Origin of the sequence: Campylobacter sp. IFREMER_LSEM_CL2194 (genome assembly GCF_025771685.1) — a bacterium.
Taxonomy (GTDB): Bacteria; Campylobacterota; Campylobacteria; order Campylobacterales; family Campylobacteraceae; genus Campylobacter_D.
The window spans coordinates 35743-54511 of the sequence record NZ_JAKMQS010000003.1; the positions used below are offsets into that span (position 1 = coordinate 35743).

Annotated in this window: 26 protein-coding genes; 22 read left to right on the plus strand and 4 right to left on the minus strand. The window is 30.3% G+C overall.

Annotated elements, in window-relative coordinates; genetic code table 11:
• Positions 1–8 precede the first annotated feature (8 nt).
• From mqnP to purF, 22 genes are all read left to right on the plus strand, one after another.
• On the plus strand, positions 9–884 hold the full coding sequence (gene mqnP / locus L8V79_RS01900) for a menaquinone biosynthesis prenyltransferase MqnP (RefSeq protein WP_263702295.1): 876 nt from the start codon (positions 9–11) through the stop codon (positions 882–884).
• Entirely contained in the window at positions 875–1378 is a 504-nt protein-coding gene (locus tag L8V79_RS01905; RefSeq protein ID WP_263702296.1) for a hypothetical protein, read from the plus strand. The genes mqnP and L8V79_RS01905 overlap by 10 nt, the downstream gene beginning before the upstream one ends.
• Positions 1371–1892, plus strand: coding sequence for a hypothetical protein (locus L8V79_RS01910; protein WP_263679519.1), 522 nt, complete (start codon positions 1371–1373; stop codon positions 1890–1892). Before L8V79_RS01905 ends, L8V79_RS01910 begins: the two co-directional genes overlap by 8 nt.
• 9 nt (positions 1893–1901) lie before the next feature.
• Positions 1902–2870, plus strand: coding sequence for a GTP 3',8-cyclase MoaA (gene moaA, locus L8V79_RS01915; protein ID WP_263702297.1), 969 nt, complete (start codon positions 1902–1904; stop codon positions 2868–2870).
• On the plus strand, positions 2870–3619 hold the full coding sequence (locus tag L8V79_RS01920; protein ID WP_263682479.1) for a 7-carboxy-7-deazaguanine synthase QueE: 750 nt from the start codon (positions 2870–2872) through the stop codon (positions 3617–3619). The genes moaA and L8V79_RS01920 overlap by 1 nt, the downstream gene beginning before the upstream one ends.
• Positions 3616–4200 (plus strand): 6-pyruvoyl trahydropterin synthase family protein, encoded by a 585-nt coding sequence (locus L8V79_RS01925; RefSeq protein ID WP_263682478.1) that lies wholly within the window; start codon positions 3616–3618, stop codon positions 4198–4200. The genes L8V79_RS01920 and L8V79_RS01925 overlap by 4 nt, the downstream gene beginning before the upstream one ends.
• On the plus strand, positions 4200–4400 hold the full coding sequence (locus L8V79_RS01930) for a cytochrome C (protein WP_263682477.1): 201 nt from the start codon (positions 4200–4202) through the stop codon (positions 4398–4400). Before L8V79_RS01925 ends, L8V79_RS01930 begins: the two co-directional genes overlap by 1 nt.
• Positions 4400–4810, plus strand: a complete 411-nt coding sequence (locus tag L8V79_RS01935) for a hypothetical protein (RefSeq protein ID WP_263702298.1) — start codon at positions 4400–4402, stop codon at positions 4808–4810. The genes L8V79_RS01930 and L8V79_RS01935 overlap by 1 nt, the downstream gene beginning before the upstream one ends.
• On the plus strand, positions 4810–5472 hold the full coding sequence (locus L8V79_RS01940) for a 16S rRNA (uracil(1498)-N(3))-methyltransferase (protein ID WP_263702299.1): 663 nt from the start codon (positions 4810–4812) through the stop codon (positions 5470–5472). Before L8V79_RS01935 ends, L8V79_RS01940 begins: the two co-directional genes overlap by 1 nt.
• 77 nt (positions 5473–5549) lie before the next feature.
• Positions 5550–5750: a 50S ribosomal protein L31 gene (gene rpmE, locus L8V79_RS01945; protein WP_012662118.1), complete on the plus strand. Its 201-nt coding sequence runs from the start codon at positions 5550–5552 to the stop codon at positions 5748–5750.
• Positions 5750–6568, plus strand: coding sequence for a 16S rRNA (cytidine(1402)-2'-O)-methyltransferase (gene rsmI, locus L8V79_RS01950; RefSeq protein WP_263702300.1), 819 nt, complete (start codon positions 5750–5752; stop codon positions 6566–6568). Before rpmE ends, rsmI begins: the two co-directional genes overlap by 1 nt.
• Positions 6569–6587: 19 nt before the next feature.
• Positions 6588–7268 (plus strand): 23S rRNA (guanosine(2251)-2'-O)-methyltransferase RlmB, encoded by a 681-nt coding sequence (gene rlmB / locus L8V79_RS01955; protein ID WP_263702301.1) that lies wholly within the window; start codon positions 6588–6590, stop codon positions 7266–7268.
• Entirely contained in the window at positions 7261–8139 is an 879-nt protein-coding gene (locus tag L8V79_RS01960; RefSeq protein WP_263702302.1) for a hypothetical protein, read from the plus strand. Before rlmB ends, L8V79_RS01960 begins: the two co-directional genes overlap by 8 nt.
• A complete protein-coding gene (locus tag L8V79_RS01965; RefSeq protein ID WP_263663884.1) occupies positions 8133–8939 on the plus strand; it encodes a hypothetical protein in 807 nt (268 codons plus the stop codon). Before L8V79_RS01960 ends, L8V79_RS01965 begins: the two co-directional genes overlap by 7 nt.
• Before the next feature lie 12 nt (positions 8940–8951).
• Positions 8952–10154 (plus strand): LL-diaminopimelate aminotransferase, encoded by a 1203-nt coding sequence (locus tag L8V79_RS01970; protein ID WP_263702303.1) that lies wholly within the window; start codon positions 8952–8954, stop codon positions 10152–10154.
• Position 10155: 1 nt separating this feature from the next.
• Complete coding sequence (locus L8V79_RS01975; protein WP_263702304.1) at positions 10156–11409, plus strand: homoserine dehydrogenase; 1254 nt, start codon at positions 10156–10158, stop codon at positions 11407–11409.
• Entirely contained in the window at positions 11410–11748 is a 339-nt protein-coding gene (locus L8V79_RS01980) for a YraN family protein (RefSeq protein WP_263702305.1), read from the plus strand.
• A 51-nt stretch (positions 11749–11799) separates the two neighbouring features.
• Positions 11800–12114: a thioredoxin gene (trxA, locus tag L8V79_RS01985; RefSeq protein WP_012662110.1), complete on the plus strand. Its 315-nt coding sequence runs from the start codon at positions 11800–11802 to the stop codon at positions 12112–12114.
• A gap of 117 nt (positions 12115–12231) precedes the next feature.
• Positions 12232–13170 carry a thioredoxin-disulfide reductase gene (trxB, locus tag L8V79_RS01990; protein WP_149062791.1) on the plus strand — a complete coding sequence of 313 codons (939 nt, stop codon included), beginning with the start codon at positions 12232–12234 and terminating at the stop codon, positions 13168–13170.
• Positions 13171–13234: 64 nt separating this feature from the next.
• Complete coding sequence (locus L8V79_RS01995) at positions 13235–13534, plus strand: PepSY-like domain-containing protein (protein ID WP_070255351.1); 300 nt, start codon at positions 13235–13237, stop codon at positions 13532–13534.
• 70 nt (positions 13535–13604) lie between these two features.
• The gene (gene dapB / locus L8V79_RS02000; RefSeq protein ID WP_263702306.1) at positions 13605–14333 is read left to right on the plus strand and encodes a 4-hydroxy-tetrahydrodipicolinate reductase; all 729 of its coding nucleotides are present in this window, start codon (positions 13605–13607) and stop codon (positions 14331–14333) included.
• Positions 14334–15674: an amidophosphoribosyltransferase gene (purF, locus tag L8V79_RS02005; RefSeq protein WP_263702307.1), complete on the plus strand. Its 1341-nt coding sequence runs from the start codon at positions 14334–14336 to the stop codon at positions 15672–15674. It begins immediately after the preceding gene.
• A gap of 3 nt (positions 15675–15677) precedes the next feature.
• Here purF and L8V79_RS02010 read toward each other — a convergent pair whose 3' ends face one another.
• Genes L8V79_RS02010 through ilvE form a run of 4 tightly spaced genes read right to left on the minus strand, consistent with a single transcriptional unit; the run spans position 15678 to position 18759 of the window.
• The gene (locus L8V79_RS02010; RefSeq protein ID WP_263702308.1) at positions 15678–16208 is read right to left on the minus strand and encodes a DUF2393 domain-containing protein; all 531 of its coding nucleotides are present in this window, start codon (positions 16206–16208) and stop codon (positions 15678–15680) included.
• Positions 16208–16744 carry a DUF2393 domain-containing protein gene (locus tag L8V79_RS02015; RefSeq protein WP_263702309.1) on the minus strand — a complete coding sequence of 179 codons (537 nt, stop codon included), beginning with the start codon at positions 16742–16744 and terminating at the stop codon, positions 16208–16210. Before L8V79_RS02015 ends, L8V79_RS02010 begins: the two co-directional genes overlap by 1 nt.
• Positions 16745–16761: 17 nt before the next feature.
• On the minus strand, positions 16762–17832 hold the full coding sequence (locus L8V79_RS02020; RefSeq protein ID WP_263663891.1) for a prohibitin family protein: 1071 nt from the start codon (positions 17830–17832) through the stop codon (positions 16762–16764).
• 12 nt (positions 17833–17844) lie between these two features.
• The gene (ilvE, locus tag L8V79_RS02025; RefSeq protein WP_263702310.1) at positions 17845–18759 is read right to left on the minus strand and encodes a branched-chain-amino-acid transaminase; all 915 of its coding nucleotides are present in this window, start codon (positions 18757–18759) and stop codon (positions 17845–17847) included.
• Positions 18760–18769: the final 10 nt, after the last annotated feature.

Here is an 18769-nt window from a genome sequence, read left to right on the forward strand (position 1 = left end):
GAGAAAAAATGCCTATATTAAAAGAAAAATTAAAAGATATTTTAGATTTGATTGTTTTTAAGCATTCTATTTTTGCTTTACCTTTTTTATTCACTTCAATGATTGTGGCTTCTGTTATTTTAAATGATAGCACTTGGTTTGGCTTTAAGGCTTTACTTTTGGGTGTTATTTGCGCAGTGAGTGCAAGAAATTTTGCAATGGCGATTAATCGTTTGATGGATGAGGATATTGACAAAAATAACCCAAGATGTGCAAATAGACCTAATATCGATGGACGTATAGGTAAAACTAGTATTTTACTTTTTATTATTTTAAATGCTATTATTTTTGTTTTGGCAAGCTATTTTATTAATAAGCTAGCCTTTGCTCTTTCTTTGCCGGTATTGTTTATTTTAGCTATTTATTCAGCTTTTAAAAGATTTTCATCCTTAGCACATTTAGTATTAGGATTTTGCTTAGGGCTTGCTCCTATTGCAGGTAGCATTGTAGTTTTGGGAAGTATTGAAATTTATAGTGTTATTTTGTGTTTGGGTGTTACTTTTTGGACAGCTGGATTTGATTTGCTTTATGCTTTGCAAGATATGGAATATGATAAAAAAACAGGCTTGTACTCTATACCTGCTAAATTTGGGCTTGAGGCAACCTTATTTATCTCAGCGTTTTGTCATGTTTTAGCAGTACTTTTTTGGCTTTTATTTGTTTGGGTGGCTCCAACGGGAAATATTGCCTTTTTAGGGGTGATAATTAGTGCGATTATTTTATTTTTTGAGCACCGCATAGTTAGAAAGAATTTTGCAAAAATCGATAAAGCATTTTTTACTTTAAATGGGTATTTAAGTATAGTGTTTTTTATATTTATTTGGGTTGATCTTTTATGGAGATAAATTTTTTTAAAAGTTCGTTAGAGCTTGAGTTTGAAGAGAGTAAAGAAAGATATGAAGAGTTTTTGCAAGAATATCTTTCAAGCAATAATTATGTCAATTTAAGCAAATGGAAAAAGCTTGCCTCAAGAGTGGAATTTAGTGAGGGTGAGCAAATTATTTTTGATTTGCTTATGGATTTAAAGCAAGAATTGTATTTGATAAAAAATGATATCAATAAAACAAAATTATTTACAGATTTAAAATATAAAGCCTTTGTGATAGGTGTAAATTTTGCACACATTCAATTTAAAGATAAGTGTTTGACTCAAGATGAGGAATATTATGCAAGATTTGAGTTAAATGGTCAAAAAATTAGTATTTTTTTTAAAGCTTTAAGTGAAAATGAGGCAAAAATCACACAAATAAAAGCAGAAGATGAGCTTGTGTATGATAATTTTGTAGCAAATATGCAAAGAGCGATGATTAAGATTTTAAAGGAGCAAGAAAATGGGTAGTGATTTATTATTGTGGCTTGTGGTAGCTTTATTAATTTTTGCTATGTTTGCTTATATGATGATAAAAGAAAAAGAAAGTATTGCTAAGATTAACGAGCTTGGTAAGATGATAGAAGATTTAAATAAGCAATATCATTATTTAAAAAAAGAAAGTTTAGATGAACAAGAGCAAGAAAAAGAGGAAATAGATACTGAAGCCATTAAAGAAGAGCTAAAAGAAGAACTTTTGCAGATATTAGAACAAAAAATTAATCAAAATATCATTCCTATTTTAAGTGCTTTAAAAGAAGTAGAAGAGGTGATTGAAGAATTTCAAAGTGAGCAAAAAAATCGTTTATTAAATTTAGAACAAAAAACCCAAAGTATTACAAAATTAAGCCCAAGCTATGATAATGAAGAACAAAAGGTAATAGAGCTTTTTAATCAAAAAAAATCTATAGAACAAATCGCAAAGGATTTGCGTATAGGCATGGGCAGAGTTGAGCTTATTTTGAAATTTAATAAATTATTATAAAGGCCTTTGATGTTGGTAGATAGTTATGGAAGAGTGATAGATTATTTAAGAATTTCAGTAACACAAAGATGTAATTTTCGTTGCCTTTATTGTATGCCAAAAACTCCATTTGAATGGAGTGCTAAGGAAAACCTTTTATCTTTTGAAGAACTTTTCATGTTTGTTAAAGTTTGCATTGATGAAGGGATTAAGAAAATTCGTATTACAGGCGGTGAGCCTTTAGTAAGAAAAGATTTGCATAAATTTATTGCTATGATTAGTGAGTATAAGCAGGATATAGACTTAGCACTTACTACTAATGCTTCTTTGTTAAAACAACAAGCAAAAGATTTAAGACAGGCAGGTTTAAAAAGAATTAATATCTCTTTAGATACCTTAAAAGAAGAAGTGGCTTTTAAGTTAGCCCAAAAAAATATACTTAAAGATGTATTAAATGGTATTAATGAGGCTTTAGAATTAGGCTTTAATATTAAATTTAACACCGTAGCTCTTAAAGGGATTAATGATAGTGAATTTATCGATCTTTTAGAATTTGCCAAAGCACGCAAAAGCCAAATTCGCTTTATAGAATTTATGGAAAATTATCATGCTTATGGGGATTTAAAAGGCTTAAAATCAGCAGAAATTTTAAATATTATTGCTCAAAAATATTCTTTTAAAGAAGGACAAAAAACCCCTAACGCGCCTGCGACTATTTATGAGCTTGAAGATGGGTATGAGTTTGGCATTATTGATCCACATAGCCATGATTTTTGTGATAGTTGTAACCGTATAAGACTTTCAGCTGAAGGGCTTTTAATACCTTGTTTATATTATGATGAAGCTTTAAGCATTAAAAAGGCTATACGTAATAAAGACATAGCAGGTGCTTGTGAGGTTTTAAAAACCGTGATAAAAAATAAATCAGAAAAAAATAGATGGGCAGAAAATGAAGCCAATCAAAGTTCTACAAGAGCCTTTTATCAAACAGGTGGATAATGGAAGTTGTTGAAACTTTTTTAAGCTTGCAAGGTGAGGGAAAATATAGCGGAAATTTGGCTGTTTTTGTTAGATTTGCCGGGTGCAATTTTAATTGTATTGGCTTTGGGGTGAAAAAAGAACAAAACTCTAAAATACTTTTAGGGTGTGATACCATTAGAGCGGTTTTTACTCAAGAATTTAAAGCTTGTTATCAATCATATAAAGCAAAAGAACTTTTTGATGAGGTTGTAAAACTCGCAAATTCACACAAAGCTATGGTTGTTATTACAGGTGGTGAGCCTTTATTAAATTATCAAAATAAAGATTTTTTGTGTTTTATTAATTTGCTTTTAGAAAATGATTTTAAAGTGCATTTTGAAACCAATGCAAGTATTGAAATTGATTTTGAAAAATATCCTTTGTATAAAAAATGTTATTTTGCTTTGGGTGTAAAGCTTAGTAATAGTGGGGTTAAAAAAGAAAAAAGGATTAATGAAAAAGCTTTGAAAGCTTTTAAATGTTATGCTAAAGATAGTTTTTATAAATTTGTTTTGGATAAGGATTTTTTACAAGAAAATAAAGCCTTAGGCGAAATTAATGAAATTTTACAAGTTTGTAAAAATGATGTTTTTTGTATGCCTATGGGGTCAAATGAAGAAGAAATTTCCAAAAACGCCTTAAGTGTTGCTGAATTTTGTATAAAAAATGGATATAATTACTCCGATAGATTGCATATTAGAATTTGGGGAGATAAAGAAGGCGTATGATTATTAGAAAAATATTTGAATTTGAAAATGCTCATATTGTTAGATTTTGTAGCTCCAAGCGATGTAAAACAAGCATACATGGCCACTCTTATAAGGTAGAAATTTTACTTGAGAGTAAATACCTTGACAATGCGGGAATGGTATATGATTTTGGTTTGTTAAAAGATGAAATAAAACAAATTATTGATAGTTTTGACCATGCTATTACGCTTTTTAAAGATGATGATAAAGTTTATTTAGAAGATATGAAAAAACACTCACAAAGATGGGTAAGTTTACCTGTGAATGTAAGTGCAGAAAATTTTGTACGCATATTTTTTGTACTGATAGATACTTTGCTTTTAAAGACTAAGATGGTCAATGGCGAGCAAGGTGTTAGTTTAAAAAGTATTATTGTGCATGAAACAAGAACAGGCTATGCACAAGGTTTTAGAGAAGATGCTTATAGTGAGTTTTTACCAAAGATAAATTTGGCAGATATTGAATTTTCACAAGCTATAAGCGATGAATGGAAAGATAAAGATTTTTTTAAAAAACTTCAAGATGCAAATTTTGTTTTTATTAATCAAAAGGAGGTGTAATGAAAAAGATTTTATTGATTGTATTATTATTGTTTTTTATTGCTTGCTCAAGTCAAGAAGATACAAACGTAAAAAAAGAGGTGCAGACTGAGCAAGTTCAAATTGAGCAAAGTGATTCTAATGTGATTATAGATGATGATACGCTTCCTATACCTGTAGATGATGATATCAAAGATGAAAATAACACACAAGGACAGTGATGGATCAAAGTTATGAGTTTTTTTTAGCATTGCATGTATATAGTTTATACGCAAATGGCTTTTTAATGTTGTTTTATTTGTATTTAACTCAAAGTAGTTTTTCGCAAGAGTTTATTTTTATAAAAAGAATTCGCCTATTTTTGCCAATTTATTATTTATTTTTAGCAATTACACTTTTTACAGGAAGTTTGCTTTGGGCTTTAAAGCATTTTGAGCTAAATTTATACATGCTTTCTATGTGGTTTTGTTGGATTTTGATTTTTGCTTTGGCTATTTATCAATTTGTTTTATTTAAAAAAGCAAGATTGTTCAAACGTTATGCTAAATTTAGATTTTTAAGCTTTTTTATTTTGTGTTTAGGTATATTCTTACTTTTTGTGCCTTATTTGCTTCAAAGGTTTTATTTTTAATGCGATTTTTATATCATCCACAAAGTGGTGCTTTAAATTTAGAGCTAGAAAATGAAGCTTTCTTGCATTTAAAAGCTAGAAGAATTAAAGTAGGCGATAAAGTCATATTAAAGAATTTGAAAGATTTTTATGCTTATACTTATGAATGCATAGAGTTTTCTAGACGCTCATGTGCATTAAATTTACTTGATAAAAAAGAAGAAAAACAAGAATTAAAAACGCATTTACATCTAGCTTTAGCGGTGATTGATCCAAAGATTATAGAAAAAACCTTACCTTTTTTAAATGAACTTGGAGTGGTAAAGCTTTCTTTTGTGTATATGGATTATTCACAAAAGAATTTTAAATTAGGTTTTAAAAGAATGGAAAAGATTCTTATAGAATCATCCCAGCAATGTGGTCGTGCCTCTTTAATGGAGCTTGAAAGCTTTGATGATTTTAAAAAATTTCAGCAAGTTTATGAAAATATTGTTTTAATAGACTTTGAAGGTGAAGATTTGATGAGATTTGAACCTAGTAAGCATGTGTTTTTAATAGGTGCTGAAGGTGGATTTTCGCAAAAAGAAAGAGAGGAGAATGTAAAAAAAGCAAAATTACAGGCTGATTTTATACTTAAAGCGCAAACGGCTTTAATAGGGGTTGCTTCAAAATTCATAATTTAAAAACACGCTTAAATTTAGCTATTTTTTATATAAAAATTTATATAATTACGCCTTAATGTTTTGAAAAAGGATAAACAATGAAAAAAGAAATTCACCCAGAATATGTAGAATGCAAAGTTAGTTGTGCTTGTGGAAATTCTTTTACTACTAAGTCAAATAAACCAGAAATTAAAGTTGATATTTGCTCAAGCTGCCATCCATTTTTTACAGGTAGTGAAAAAATCGTAGATGCTGCGGGTCGTGTGGAGAAATTTAAGAAAAAATACGCAATGCAATAATGTTATATTTTATTCCTACGCCCATAGGAAATTTAAACGATATTTCTTTTCATTCTTTAGAAATTTTACAAAAATGCAAACTCTTTTTATGCGAAGATACGAGAGTTTGCAAATCCTTAGTTCATCTCCTTAATGAAAAATTTAATTTAGAAATAAAACCTGATAAATATCTAGCCTTACATACTCATAATGAAAAAGATTTTTTAGCAAAAATAGATGGTGATTTTTTCGAACAAGATGTTGCATATTTGAGTGATGCGGGTATGCCAGGTATTAGTGATCCGGGGCAATTTTTAATTGAATATGCCGTTAAAAATAATATTGATTATGAAGTCTTGGCAGGGTCAAATGCTGCTTTACTTGCATTAGTTTCAAGTGCATTTTGTAAAAAAGAATTTATTTTTATGGGTTTTTTGGCTAATAAAAATCCTCAAAGACAAAAAGATATTGAAAATTTAATGCTTAATCCTTATCCTAGTATAGTCTATGAAGCACCTACTAGGATACTTAATTTAGTAGAAGAAATTAGTAAAATTGATCCTTTAAGAGAAATTTTTATCATAAAAGAAGCAACAAAGAAATTTGAAGCCAAATTTAGAGCAAATGCCTTAGAAGCTTTAGAAAAATTAAAAACAATGGACTTGCGTGGTGAATGGTGTGTAGTCGTAAGTGCCAAAGAAAAGCAATTTCACCAAAATATCTTGTGTGAGCAAGATATTTATGAACTTGATTTGCCTTTAAAAACAAAGGCAAAGCTTCTTTCAAAAATCAATGCGAAATCTCCAAAAGAAAATTATCAAAAACTGCTTTTAAGTTGAATTTGGTTATTATTTAAAAATGATAGTTTATGGTAAGCAAGTGTTTTTTTATATCTTAGAAAAGCACAAAGAAAAAATTAAAGAAATTTATTTAGCAAAAGAATGTGAAAAAGCTGATTTTTCAAAAATAGCAAAGGCATCAAAAAAAATTAAAAAACTTGATTTTAAGGCCGCGCAAAGTTTGGCAAGAGGTGGAAATCATCAAGGTTTTTTAATGGAAATTGATGAGTTTGAATTTAGCTCTTTTGAGAGTTTAAAAGAAAAAGATTTTATAGTTATTTTATATAATATTAGCGATGTTGGAAATATAGGCGCTATCGTGCGTAGTGCTTATGCTTTGGGTGCTGATGGGATTATTCTGGTAGCTAAAAGCGTGGCTATGGATGGAGTTATTCGTGCAAGTAGTGGCGCGGCTTTAGATATGAAAATAGTTTTAAATGATGATATTTTAAGTATGATAAATGAATTAAAACAAAAAGGTTTTTATATCTATGCTAGCGCAAGCGGAGGTAGTGATATACATACTATCAAGGCCAAAAATAAAAAAGTTTTGATTATGGGAAGTGAGGGTTTTGGTATAGCGCCAAAGGTGCTTAAAAAATGCGATGAATGTGTAGGGATAAAAATGCACAATGATTTTGATAGTTTAAATGTTAGTGCAGCATTTGCAATACTTTGCGATAGGATGAAAAATGGATAGTTGGAAAAAATTAGAAGATTTAAATTTATTAGAAGTTCAAAAAAGAACACAAATAGAAATAACTTGTCTTGAATATATTATTAAAAAAGATTTTAAGTCTTTATCTCGTTTTAATATAAATGGTTTTATCAAAATTTTACAAAGAGAATATGAGCTTGATTTTTCTAGCTTTTTAGAAGAATATCATGCCTATTTAGAAGAAAATGGTATTGAGAAAAAAAATCATGTGCATATTGCTCCTAGAATGAACTCATATACCAAAGAAAGCTCAAGTGTATGGTATATTGTGATTATAGTAGTAGTGCTTTTGATAGTGGCTTTAGCTTGGGGTGTTTCAAGATTTTTCCAAAGTTCCACACTAGATGAAAATACTACTAATGTGCTAAATCAAGAACAAATTATCTTAGAAGAAAAAGTTGATGAGAATGAAACTCCAGTTCTTAATTTTTTTGCTGATGAAACCACAGAAAACAATGAAACAAACACAAGTGCTATTTTAGAACCAATAGATGAGAGTAATAATACTATAGAAGAAACATTAGAGGGTAATACTAGTTTAAATATGCCCGAAGAAAATATGGTTTTGCTTAAAGAAAGTATTATAAAACCAAGTGCAGAGCTTTGGCTTGGTATGGTAGATTTAAAAACTTTTAGAAAAAGTTCTTTGACTATTAAAAATGATTATACTTTATCTTTAGATAAAGATATGCTTATTACTACGGGTCATGCTGCTTTTAGTTTAAATGATGAGAATAATAATACTTTAGAGTTTAAAAATGGCGTGTCTAAGTTTTTAATGATTAAAGATGGTAAAATCAAACAAATTACAAAAGCTGAGTTTATAAAAGAAAATAGAGGAAAATTATGGTAAGAATTTTAATATTTTCCATTTTTTTTGCTCTTAATGCTTTTGCGCTAAGTGCTTTAGAAGTTGCTAAGCATATTGTTAATGATAATTCTAAAGATGCACAATTGGAACTTTTGTTTGCAAGAAATGATTATAAAGATGAGCGCGGAAATGTAGATATTTACACTATTTCTCAAATTTTAAAAACCAATTCTTTGGCAAATTTTATATTAAATGAACCAAAAACTTTAACTTTTAGTTTTAAAGCCCAAGCTGATTCTGTTTTGTTTTTTAAAACAATCAATGATACTTTAAATGAACTAGGTTATATTTATTTTATACCAACTGAATTAACTTTAAGGGAAAACTATATCACATATAAGTTAGCCGTAGATTCTCAGTACATGCTTGATCCAGGAGTTTTTTATAAGGCTTTGTTGGGTAGTTCTGTTTTTATTAAAGATATTTATAAAATTTCAGAGTTAAATTATGAATATGAGCTAGATTTTTCAAAAGCAAAACCTAAAGTCAATACTCAAATTCCATTAAATACTATTACTCAATTAAACAAACCTTTAAGAGAATATATTATTGATTTGCAAGGTGCAAAAAGTATGGAGCTTAGTGCGCACAATCTTGATTCTTGGTTTTGCAAAATTCAATTTTTAGATAAAAACTTAAATTTTATACAAGGTGTAGAAAATACACATAAGCAAAATGAAGTAAATGTAAATATACCATTGGGCGCAAAATATGCTATTATAGGAGATATGTTTAGCCTTGATAATATAAAAAGGGGTTTAAAAATTTACTTAAGACGCTAAAAAGGACGGACGATGTTTGAAGAAATTCATTTTAATACCATAGAAAGACTTCCAAATTATGTTTTTGCTGAAGTTAATGCGATTAAAATGGCAGCAAGAAGAGCAGGGGAGGATATAATAGATTTTTCTATGGGAAATCCTGATGGCAAAACTCCTCAACATATTATAGACAAGCTTTGCGAAAGTGCAAATAAAGACAAAACTTCAGGGTATTCTGCTTCGAGTGGAATTTATAAACTAAGACTTGCAATTTGTAATTGGTATAAAAGAAAATATGATGTTGATTTAGATCCTGAAAGTGAAGTAGTTGCAACGATGGGCTCTAAAGAAGGCTTTGTAAATTTAGCAAGAGCTGTTATTAACCCAGGAGATGTAGCTATTGTGCCTACGCCTGCTTATCCTATACATACTCAAGCTTTTATCATAGCAGGTGGTAATGTAGCAACTATGAATTTTGATTTTAATGAAAATTATAAATTAAACGAAAATACTTTTTTTGAAAATTTACAAAAAACACTGCATGAAAGTATTCCGCGTCCAAAATATGTAGTGGTAAATTTTCCGCATAATCCTACAACAGTTACAGTGGAAAAAAGTTTTTATGAGAGATTGGTTGCTATGGCAAAAAAAGAAAGATTTTATATTATTTCTGATATTGCTTATGCGGACTTAACTTTTGGCTCTTATAAAACTCCTTCGATTTTTGAAGTTGAAGGTGCTAAAGATGTAGCAGTAGAAACCTATACACTTTCAAAATCTTACAACATGGCAGGTTGGCGTGTAGGTTTTGTGGTGGGTAATAAACGCTTAATTGCGGCTTTGAAAAAGATCAAATCTTGGTTTGATTATGGTATGTATACGCCTATACAAGTTGCTGCTACTGTAGCTTTAGATGGAGATCAAACTTGTGTTGAAGAGATTAAGGCAACTTATGCAAAAAGATTGGAAGTCTTACTGGAATCATTTTACCAAGCAGGATGGGAATTAAAAAAGCCTAATGCAAGTATGTTTGTTTGGGCAAAACTCCCTCAAAGCAAGGCCCATCTTGGTAGTATGGAATTTTCTAAGCAGCTTTTACAAAAAGCAAATGTAGCAGTAAGTCCTGGAGTTGGCTTTGGTGAAGCGGGTAATGAGTATGTTAGAATAGCTTTAATAGAAAATGAAAACCGTATTCGTCAAGCAGCAAGAAATATCAAAAAATACTTAAGAGAATAAAATGAAAATAGCGATTTTAGGCTATGGCACGGTAGGAAGTGCTGTTGTAGAAACTTTGTTAAAAAATCAAGATTTAATTAAAGCAAGATGTGATGAAGAAATTCTTCCGGTAATTGCTTTAGCAAGAAGTGCAAAGCCAAATGCATTGATTCCTGTGGTTAATGATATTGATGAGGTTTTAGAGCGTGAAGATATCGATGTATTTGTGGAGTTAATGGGTGGTATTGATTTACCCTTTGAGATAATTTCAAAAATTTTAAAAAGAAAAAAATCAGTAGTAACTGCTAATAAAGCTTTACTTGCTTATCATCGTTATGAGCTTGAAAAATTAGCACAAGATACAGCTTTTGGTTATGAGGCAAGTGTAGCGGGTGGAATTCCTATTATTAAAATTTTAAAAGAGGGTTTGAGTGCCAATAATATCGTTTCTATCAAAGGCATTTTAAATGGCACAAGTAATTATATTTTAAGCAAGATGGCAGAAGATAATGCCAAATTTCAAGAGGTATTAAAAAAAGCCCAAGATTTAGGATATGCTGAAGCTGATCCTACTTTTGATATAGAAGGATTTGATGCTGCGCACAAGCTTTTAATTTTAGCAAATATTGCTTATGGACTAAGAGTAAAACCTGAGGATATCTTGATTGAGGGTATTAGTAAGGTAAGCGATGAGGATATTTATTTTGCAAAGGAATTTGAGTACACCATAAAACATTTAGGTATTGCTAAAATAAAAGATGAAAAAATAGAATTAAGGGTTCATCCTGTTATGTTAAATAAAGATAAAATGTTAGCAAAAGTTGATGGGGTGATGAATGCTATCAGTATAGATGGGGATATTTTGGGCGAAAGTTTATACTATGGTCCAGGAGCAGGTGGCAGGGCAACTGCAAGTGCTGTTGTAGCAGATTTAATCGATATAGCAAGAAAAGAAAAAAATAGTGCTATTTTTGGATATTTAAATGATACTTCTTATAAGCTTTTAAATAAGGATGAAATTTATACAAGATACTATCTAAGATTAAAAGTATTAGATAAAATAGGTGTTTTATCAAAAATTACGCAATTAATGAGTGAACATCAAATTTCAATCGATACTTTTTTGCAAAAGCCAAAAAAAGAAAAGCAAGATTGTAGTACTTTATTTTTTATTACTCATCAAACTTATGAAAAAAATATACAAATTTTAACTCAAAAACTTAAAGAACAAGAATTTGTTAAAGATGATGTTTTTATGATGAGAATAGAAGATTAAATGGCTTTATCACAGTATCTTTTTGGTATAAAAGGTGAAGATATAGCATGTGAATATCTTAAAAATAAAGATTTTGAAATTTTAGAAAGAAATTTTCATTCTAAATTTGGAGAAATTGATATTATTGCTAAAAAAGATAAAATTTTACATTTTATTGAAGTTAAAAGTACACAAGGAAATTATGAAGTAGCCTATAGACTAGATGGTAAAAAATATAACAAAATTATTAAAACCATAGAGTATTACTTTATGAAACACAAAAGTAATGAAAATTTTCAATTAGATTTACTTTGCGTGCATAAAGATGATATAAAACTTTTAGAAAACATTAGTTATTAAGAGAATGTTTATTTTAATCTAATAAAATCTTAAAAAATTAAAGGAGATAACATGGGAAAATATATTGATTTAACTGCAGAAAATTTTGCACAAGCAAAAGAAGGCGTAGCTTTAGTAGATTTTTGGGCTCCATGGTGCGGACCTTGTAGAATGCTTGCACCGGTAATTGATGAGCTTGCAAATGATTTTGATGGCAAGGCTAAAATTTGCAAAGTAAATACAGAAGAGCAAGGTGATTTAGCTGCGCAATTTGGTGTAAGATCTATTCCAACTATCTTTTTCTTTAAAGATGGTGAAGTGGTTGATCAATTGGTTGGCGCTCAATCAAAACAAGTTTTAGCAGATAAACTAAACTCACTTTTATAATCTCAAGCCACTTTTAGTGGCTTTTCTTCATATTTTTTACTATTTAATAATTTTTATTATTTATAATTAAAGAAAAATTTGTATAATACTTATAAATAAAACTATAAGGAAAATATCATGTTAGATTTAGCTATTATAGGCGGTGGCCCTGCTGGTTTAAGTGCGGGATTATATGCTACTAGAGGCGGATTAAAAAATGTTGTAATGTTTGAAAAAGGTACACCAGGTGGGCAAATAACTTCAAGTTCAGAAATTGAAAATTATCCTGGAGTTGCACAAGTTTTAGATGGAATTTCTTTTATGGCTCCATGGAATGAACAATGTATGCGTTTTGGTTTAAAACATGAAATGATAGGTGTAGAACAAATTAGCAAAAATACTGATGGTAGTTTTAATATCAAATTAGAAAATGGTAAAGTCGAACAAGCAAAGGCTGTTATTGTTTGTACAGGTTCTACCCCACGTCGTGCAGGTTTTAAAGGCGAGGATGAATTTTTTGGCAAAGGTGTAAGTACTTGTGCAACTTGCGATGGATTTTTTTATAAAAATAAAGAAGTAGCTGTTTTAGGTGGAGGAGATACAGCCTTAGAAGAGGCATTGTATCTAGCTAATATTTGCTCAAAAGTATATTTAATCCATAGAAGAGATGAGTTTAGAGCAGCGCCTTCAACGGTAGAAAAAGTAAGAAATAATGATAAAATAGAATTAATTACAAATGCAGTAGTTGATGAGGTTTGTGGTGATAATATGGGTGTTAATAAGGTAAAAATAGCATTTAATGATGGCTCTAAAAGAGATCTTGATGTGCCTGGAATTTTTACCTTTGTTGGATTGAATGTGAGAAATGAAATCTTAAAACAAGAAAATGGTGAGTTTTTATGTGCTATGGAAGAAGGCGGTCAAGTGAGTGTTGATCTTAAAATGCAAACTAATATAGCAGGGTTGTTTGCAGCAGGTGATTTAAGAAAAGATGCTCCAAAACAAGTAATATGTGCAGCAGGTGATGGAGCAGTCGCAGCACTTAGTGCTTTAGCATATATTGAAAACTTGCATTAATCTTCACATAAATTTCACAAAAATTAATTAAGATTCTCCTATAAAAAATCAAGGAGAATCTAAAATGAAAAAAATACTAATCCTAAGTACAACTTTAGCGCTAATGGCTAGTGCAAATATTACACAACAAAATACTAATTCATATCAACAAAATATGCCTCATATGCCTCAGCATAATCCTTATGCGCAAAATTATTATGGGCTTTCTAAACCTATTATGGATAAAATTCAAAGTTCTTTTCCTGGAGCTTTTATTGTAGATGTGGATTGGGAAGAATTTGGTTATGAAATTAAACTAAGTAATAATATGGAAATGTTTTTTGATAGAAATGGAAATTTTTTAGGGCAAAAATGGGATGATTAATTAAAAGCGTTATTTGCTTTTAAATAAATAAACGCTACAATTTTCCAAATTCTAAAAAGGCAGATTTAAAATGATTAATATTGGAATCCATGGAAGTAGTGGGCGTATGGGTACTCAAATAAGACTTTGCCTAGAAGATGATGAGCAGGCAAAGGCTAGTGCGTTTTTTGATCAAGGATCAAATTATGAAGATTTTTTTAATAAATGTGATGTAATTATTGATTTTTCTACTCCAAAGGGTTGTGAGGATTTGCTTTTATATGCAAGAAGTAATCCCAAGCCTTTGGTGATAGGTACTACAGGTTTGGATGTTAAGCAAAATGAGTTAATGCAAAGTGCAAGTATTACTATGCCTATTCTTTATGCAACTAATATGTCTTTGGGTGTGGCGATTTTAAAAAAGCTTTCTTATTTAGCTAGTGAGGCTTTGAGAGATTTTGATATAGAAATACTTGAAATGCACCATAATAAGAAAAAAGATGCTCCAAGTGGTACCGCAATGACTTTAGCACAAAATGTTGCTAAGGCTAGAAATTTAGACTTAGAAAAGGTCAGAGTAAGCGGTAGAGATGGGATTATTGGGCAAAGAAGTAAAGATGAAATCGCGGTGATGAGTTTAAGAGGCGGTGATATAGTAGGTTCACATAGGGTTGGTTTTTACAATGAAGGTGAATTTATAGAATTAAATCATACGGCTACTTCAAGAGCTACTTTTGCAAAAGGTGCGATAAAATGTGCAAAATGGTTAGCTTCTCAAGAAAATGGCTTATATGATATAGATGATTGTTTAGGAATTTAAATGTGTGCAGTAGTTGGAGTAATTAATTCAAAAAATGCAAGTACGGTGGCTTATTATGCTTTATTTGCTATGCAACATCGCGGACAAGAGGCAAGTGGGATTAGCGTAAGTGATGGTTTGAGTATCAAAACACACAAAGCTAAAGGTGAAGTAGGACAAATTTTTAATACTCAAATTTTAGCAGATTTAAAAGGTAGTATAGCTGTAGGGCATAATCGTTATTCTACTGCAGGAAATTCTTCTTTGCATGATGCCCAACCTGTTGCAGCTACTTGTTCTTTGGGTGATATTTCTTTAGTGCATAATGGAAATTTGATTAATAAAGAAGAAGTTAGAAAAGAATTGATTAACAACGGGGCTATTTTTCATTCTAATATGGATACAGAAAATGTGGTACATTTAATAGCAAAAAGCAAAAAAGAAACTTTAAAAGATAGATTTATAGAAAGCTTGACTCAAAGCAAGGGAGCGTATTGCTTTATGCTTGCTAGTAAAAATCAACTTTTTGTAGTAAGAGATCCTTATGGGGTTAGACCTTTATCTTTGGGTAGATTAAAAGATGGTGGGTATATTGTAGCGAGTGAAACTTGCGCTTTTGATTTGATAGAGGCTGAATTTATCCGCGATGTAAAACCAGGCGAGATGTTGATTTTTACTCAAAGTAGTGATGAGTTTGAAAGCATTCAAGTATTTGATAAGACAGATCCAAGAATTTGCGCATTTGAGTATATTTATTTTGCTAGACCTGATAGTATTATAGAAGGTAAAAGTGTATATGAAGTGCGTAAAAAAATGGGTGAAGCCTTGGCTAAAAAATTTAAAGAAAAAGTGGATTTTGTAGTGCCAGTTCCAGATAGTGGTGTAAGTGCTGCTATAGGTTTTGCGCAATATTTAAAAATCCCACTTGAAATGGCAATAGTGAGAAATCACTATGTTGGAAGAACTTTCATAGAGCCAACTCAAGAAATGAGAAATTTGAAGGTAAAATTAAAACTCAATCCTATGAAAAAAGTCTTAGAAGGCAAAGATATAGTGGTGATTGATGATAGTGTGGTAAGAGGAACAACTTCTAAAAAAATCATTGCACTTTTAAAACAAGCAGGTGCAAGAAAAATCCATTTAGCGATTGCATGTCCAGAAATTAAATTTCCTGATATTTATGGTATAGATACACCTACCTTTGAAGAATTAATCTCAGCTAATAAAAGCGTTGAAGAGGTTAGAGAGTATACAGGTGCAGATAGCTTGACTTTTTTGGATATTAATGAACTAGTTTCAAGTATAGGCAATGAAAGAAAATACTCTTTAATTAGTTTTGATGGGGATTATTTTATTAAATAATCCTTATCTGCATTTTAATTGTTTAAATACCTTATAGCTTTGAAAATGAGGCGGTAATCCCACTTCAAATGAAAAATCTTTATAAGTATGCCCTGGTAAATTTTTTGCAATATTGATATTATATGAAGCATCTCTTTGTTCTTGATTTGCTCTTTTTATGCTATCAAAATTTTGTTGATTAAAGATTTCACCACTTACCTCATGTTTTTTGTTATCATCAATTATCCTAAGTTCTAAAAAGCATTCAGAAATTTTAAAATTAGTATCATTAGTTACTCTACCTTTTACAGTAATACTTTCTGTTGCTAAGCGTCTGTAGGTTGAAAAATTACTCAAACTTGCTTTTTTGGTATATTGATCTATAGTTAATAGTAATGAAATGGTTAAAATTAATGCTAGTATAAAACTCACTATGCAAAAAATAATCATATATTTTTTATTTTGAACTTTTAAGTAAAGCAAAACCCAAGTTAAACCTGTAGAAGCTAACATAATAACAATGATTAAAATATGAAAAAATGTAAAATATCCCATTAAAAACACTTTGAACTAATCTCAATGTCAAAATTTTGACCTTCTTTAAAATCGGAAAATTTGGTTTTTAAATTAATAGTTTGTTGTGGATTTATTGTTTTTTCTATCATGGTTGATTTGCTTCTTAGAGGTTTTATAGTATGTATTAAATTTTTAAAAGTACTATTATCATCACTTTTCTTAAAAACTTCTACTTTTAATTTGCAGTATCTAAAGCTTTTTTTAGAAGTATTTGTTAAGCTATAATCAACGCTGAGTGAGTTATCGTATACAAAAAATTGAGCATTATCTAAGCTGGTTATTCTTGATCTAACTTTAGTATCAATTAAAAAATATCCTAAATAAGCGATACCTGCTGAACATAAAATTCCTAAAAAAATAATTGTAAAAGCAAAAGCAGGCTTGTTTCTAATGATTAAAGCTAAAAATAAAGTGATAATGAAAAAAAATATAACCAAGGCCATTAATAAAAAATCTACTAAGTGCAAATGAGTAGTATAAAAAATCATTTGCTCTCGAATGTGTTGAGCATTCATTATCACTTCTTTAGTTTTTAATTTGCTACTGAGCTTGTTCTTTTACTATCTTTGCTATCAACCCAAATATTTGGCACAGCTCCACCAGGTGTTAAGAAAATTTTGGCATCTTTATTAACCTTAAGTGCTTCGTTAAACTGCTTTTGAGTTTCAATTTGTTTTAAATCAAGCAAAGGGTTATTTAAACTTTTTGCTATTTCTCTATTTGAATACGCTTGTGCATCAGCTTCTATTTTAACCGCACTTGCTCTACCTTTAGCACTAATTATGGTTGCATTTGCTTCCCCTTCAGCTAAAGCTGCTTTTTTAAGTGCTTCTTGATTAGCTCTTTCTACTTCGTATTTGGTTCTTTCAGCTTCTTGTTTAGCAATTTGTACTCTTTCAATTTGCTCTTTTACTTTTATAGGCAAGATAATCTCTCTAAGTTGAACTGCTTGAAGCTCAGCAGGCTCATTTGGTTGGCTTTCTATGGTTTTTCTAATGCCTTGATCAATTTGCACGGCTATGGTGTTACGATTTGTTGGAAGCTCTTCTGCAGTATATTGACCTACCACATTTCTTACTACATCTCTTACAACCGGATCAATAATTTTATTTTCCCAATTAAGCCCCCAAGTAGCTATGGTTTGAGGAACCTGTAAAGGATTTAATCTATATTGAACGGTTACATCAATAGACACAGGCAAACCTCTTGAATCAAGTACAGAGATACTATTTTTATTTACAACACCTGAACCTATTTGTAAATTTTCATTTACGCCTTCAATAGAAGCATAATTAATTTGTCTTACTCTAGTATCTACTATAGTGATTTTTTGTAATACTGGCATAAAAAAATGAAGTCCTGGCTCAAGCGGAGTAGGGCTGTATTTACCCGTGGTAGACTTGATCCCCATTTCCCCTGAATTAACTATTGCAAAAGGTTTAAAAAGTGCAAAGACTAAAACAATTGCAATCGCGCTATAAATTAATGGAGAAAATTTTCCAAAACCTTTGAAATTAAATTCTGGGGCTTTGAAATTTAAATTTTGCTTATTATTGTTTTGATTGTTTTTTTTATTAAAATAATCATTCAAATCAGCTGGCATTTAGTTCCTTTGTTAAATATAAGTTAGCATAGAAGCGTATTTTTCATTGCGTCCATAAACTATATCAAAATACGCATTTTGGAGCTTTGTCGTTAGCTCACCTCTTTTTCCATTTCCTATAATTCTTGCATCAATATTATTTATTGGGGTTATTTCTGCTGCAGTTCCTGTAAAAAATGCTTCATCGGCCACATAAACTTCATCTCTTGAAATTCTTTGGCGCACTACGCTTATGCCCAAATCATGTGCAATTTTTAAAACAGTATCTTGGGTAATACTTTTTAATGAAAAATCATTTGGCGGGGTGATTAATTTCCCGTCTTTAACCATAAAAAAGCACTCGCCTGTCCCTTCTGCTACAAAACCTTCTTCATCAAGCATTAAAGCTTCTTCATATCCTGCTTCTATAGCTTCATATTTAGCCATTTGAGAATTTAAATAATTTGCACTTGCTTTGGCTTTACCTAGGCTAGATTTTACGCTATTTCTAGCAAAAGAAGAAATTTTAACCTTAATACCTTTTTCTAAGCCTTCTTCGCCCAAATAAGCACCCCATTCCCAAGCAGCAATAGCTACTCTAACAGGAGCTTTAGCATGATAAACTCCCATAGTTCCATCACCTAAAAAGATGAATGGGCGCAAATAAGTGTTATTTTGAAAATCATTTGCTCTTAAAAGTTCAACTTGTGCATTTTCAAGTTCTTCTTGAGAAAAAGGTGAGTTGATTAAAGTGATTTTTGCAGACTCTAAAAGTCTTTTGGTGTGTTCTTTTAATCTAAAAATTGCTAAACCATTTTGTGTTTTATAAGCTCTTGTTCCTTCAAAAACTGCATTTGCATAATGTAATGAATGTGTTAAAACATGAATTTTTGCATCATCAAAATCAATGATTTTTCCATCCATCCAAATTTTTTTTGCCCTAATCATAAATAAGCCT

Bases quoted from the DNA above. Each gene is read 5' to 3' on its own strand.
- mqnP (WP_263702295.1), top strand. From the start codon at position 9: ATGCCTATATTAAAAGAAAAATTAAAAGATATTTTAGATTTGATTGTT.
- L8V79_RS01905 (WP_263702296.1), top strand. From the start codon at position 875: ATGGAGATAAATTTTTTTAAAAGTTCGTTAGAGCTTGAGTTTGAAGAG.
- L8V79_RS01910 (WP_263679519.1), top strand. From the start codon at position 1,371: ATGGGTAGTGATTTATTATTGTGGCTTGTGGTAGCTTTATTAATTTTT.
- moaA (WP_263702297.1), top strand. From the start codon at position 1,902: ATGTTGGTAGATAGTTATGGAAGAGTGATAGATTATTTAAGAATTTCA.
- L8V79_RS01920 (WP_263682479.1), top strand. From the start codon at position 2,870: ATGGAAGTTGTTGAAACTTTTTTAAGCTTGCAAGGTGAGGGAAAATAT.
- L8V79_RS01925 (WP_263682478.1), top strand. From the start codon at position 3,616: ATGATTATTAGAAAAATATTTGAATTTGAAAATGCTCATATTGTTAGA.
- L8V79_RS01930 (WP_263682477.1), top strand. From the start codon at position 4,200: ATGAAAAAGATTTTATTGATTGTATTATTATTGTTTTTTATTGCTTGC.
- L8V79_RS01935 (WP_263702298.1), top strand. From the start codon at position 4,400: ATGGATCAAAGTTATGAGTTTTTTTTAGCATTGCATGTATATAGTTTA.
- L8V79_RS01940 (WP_263702299.1), top strand. From the start codon at position 4,810: ATGCGATTTTTATATCATCCACAAAGTGGTGCTTTAAATTTAGAGCTA.
- rpmE (WP_012662118.1), top strand. From the start codon at position 5,550: ATGAAAAAAGAAATTCACCCAGAATATGTAGAATGCAAAGTTAGTTGT.
- rsmI (WP_263702300.1), top strand. From the start codon at position 5,750: ATGTTATATTTTATTCCTACGCCCATAGGAAATTTAAACGATATTTCT.
- rlmB (WP_263702301.1), top strand. From the start codon at position 6,588: ATGATAGTTTATGGTAAGCAAGTGTTTTTTTATATCTTAGAAAAGCAC.
- L8V79_RS01960 (WP_263702302.1), top strand. From the start codon at position 7,261: ATGGATAGTTGGAAAAAATTAGAAGATTTAAATTTATTAGAAGTTCAA.
- L8V79_RS01965 (WP_263663884.1), top strand. From the start codon at position 8,133: ATGGTAAGAATTTTAATATTTTCCATTTTTTTTGCTCTTAATGCTTTT.
- L8V79_RS01970 (WP_263702303.1), top strand. From the start codon at position 8,952: ATGTTTGAAGAAATTCATTTTAATACCATAGAAAGACTTCCAAATTAT.
- L8V79_RS01975 (WP_263702304.1), top strand. From the start codon at position 10,156: ATGAAAATAGCGATTTTAGGCTATGGCACGGTAGGAAGTGCTGTTGTA.
- L8V79_RS01980 (WP_263702305.1), top strand. From the start codon at position 11,410: ATGGCTTTATCACAGTATCTTTTTGGTATAAAAGGTGAAGATATAGCA.
- trxA (WP_012662110.1), top strand. From the start codon at position 11,800: ATGGGAAAATATATTGATTTAACTGCAGAAAATTTTGCACAAGCAAAA.
- trxB (WP_149062791.1), top strand. From the start codon at position 12,232: ATGTTAGATTTAGCTATTATAGGCGGTGGCCCTGCTGGTTTAAGTGCG.
- L8V79_RS01995 (WP_070255351.1), top strand. From the start codon at position 13,235: ATGAAAAAAATACTAATCCTAAGTACAACTTTAGCGCTAATGGCTAGT.
- dapB (WP_263702306.1), top strand. From the start codon at position 13,605: ATGATTAATATTGGAATCCATGGAAGTAGTGGGCGTATGGGTACTCAA.
- purF (WP_263702307.1), top strand. From the start codon at position 14,334: ATGTGTGCAGTAGTTGGAGTAATTAATTCAAAAAATGCAAGTACGGTG.
- L8V79_RS02010 (WP_263702308.1), bottom strand. From the start codon at position 16,208: ATGGGATATTTTACATTTTTTCATATTTTAATCATTGTTATTATGTTA.
- L8V79_RS02015 (WP_263702309.1), bottom strand. From the start codon at position 16,744: ATGAATGCTCAACACATTCGAGAGCAAATGATTTTTTATACTACTCAT.
- L8V79_RS02020 (WP_263663891.1), bottom strand. From the start codon at position 17,832: ATGCCAGCTGATTTGAATGATTATTTTAATAAAAAAAACAATCAAAAC.
- ilvE (WP_263702310.1), bottom strand. From the start codon at position 18,759: ATGATTAGGGCAAAAAAAATTTGGATGGATGGAAAAATCATTGATTTT.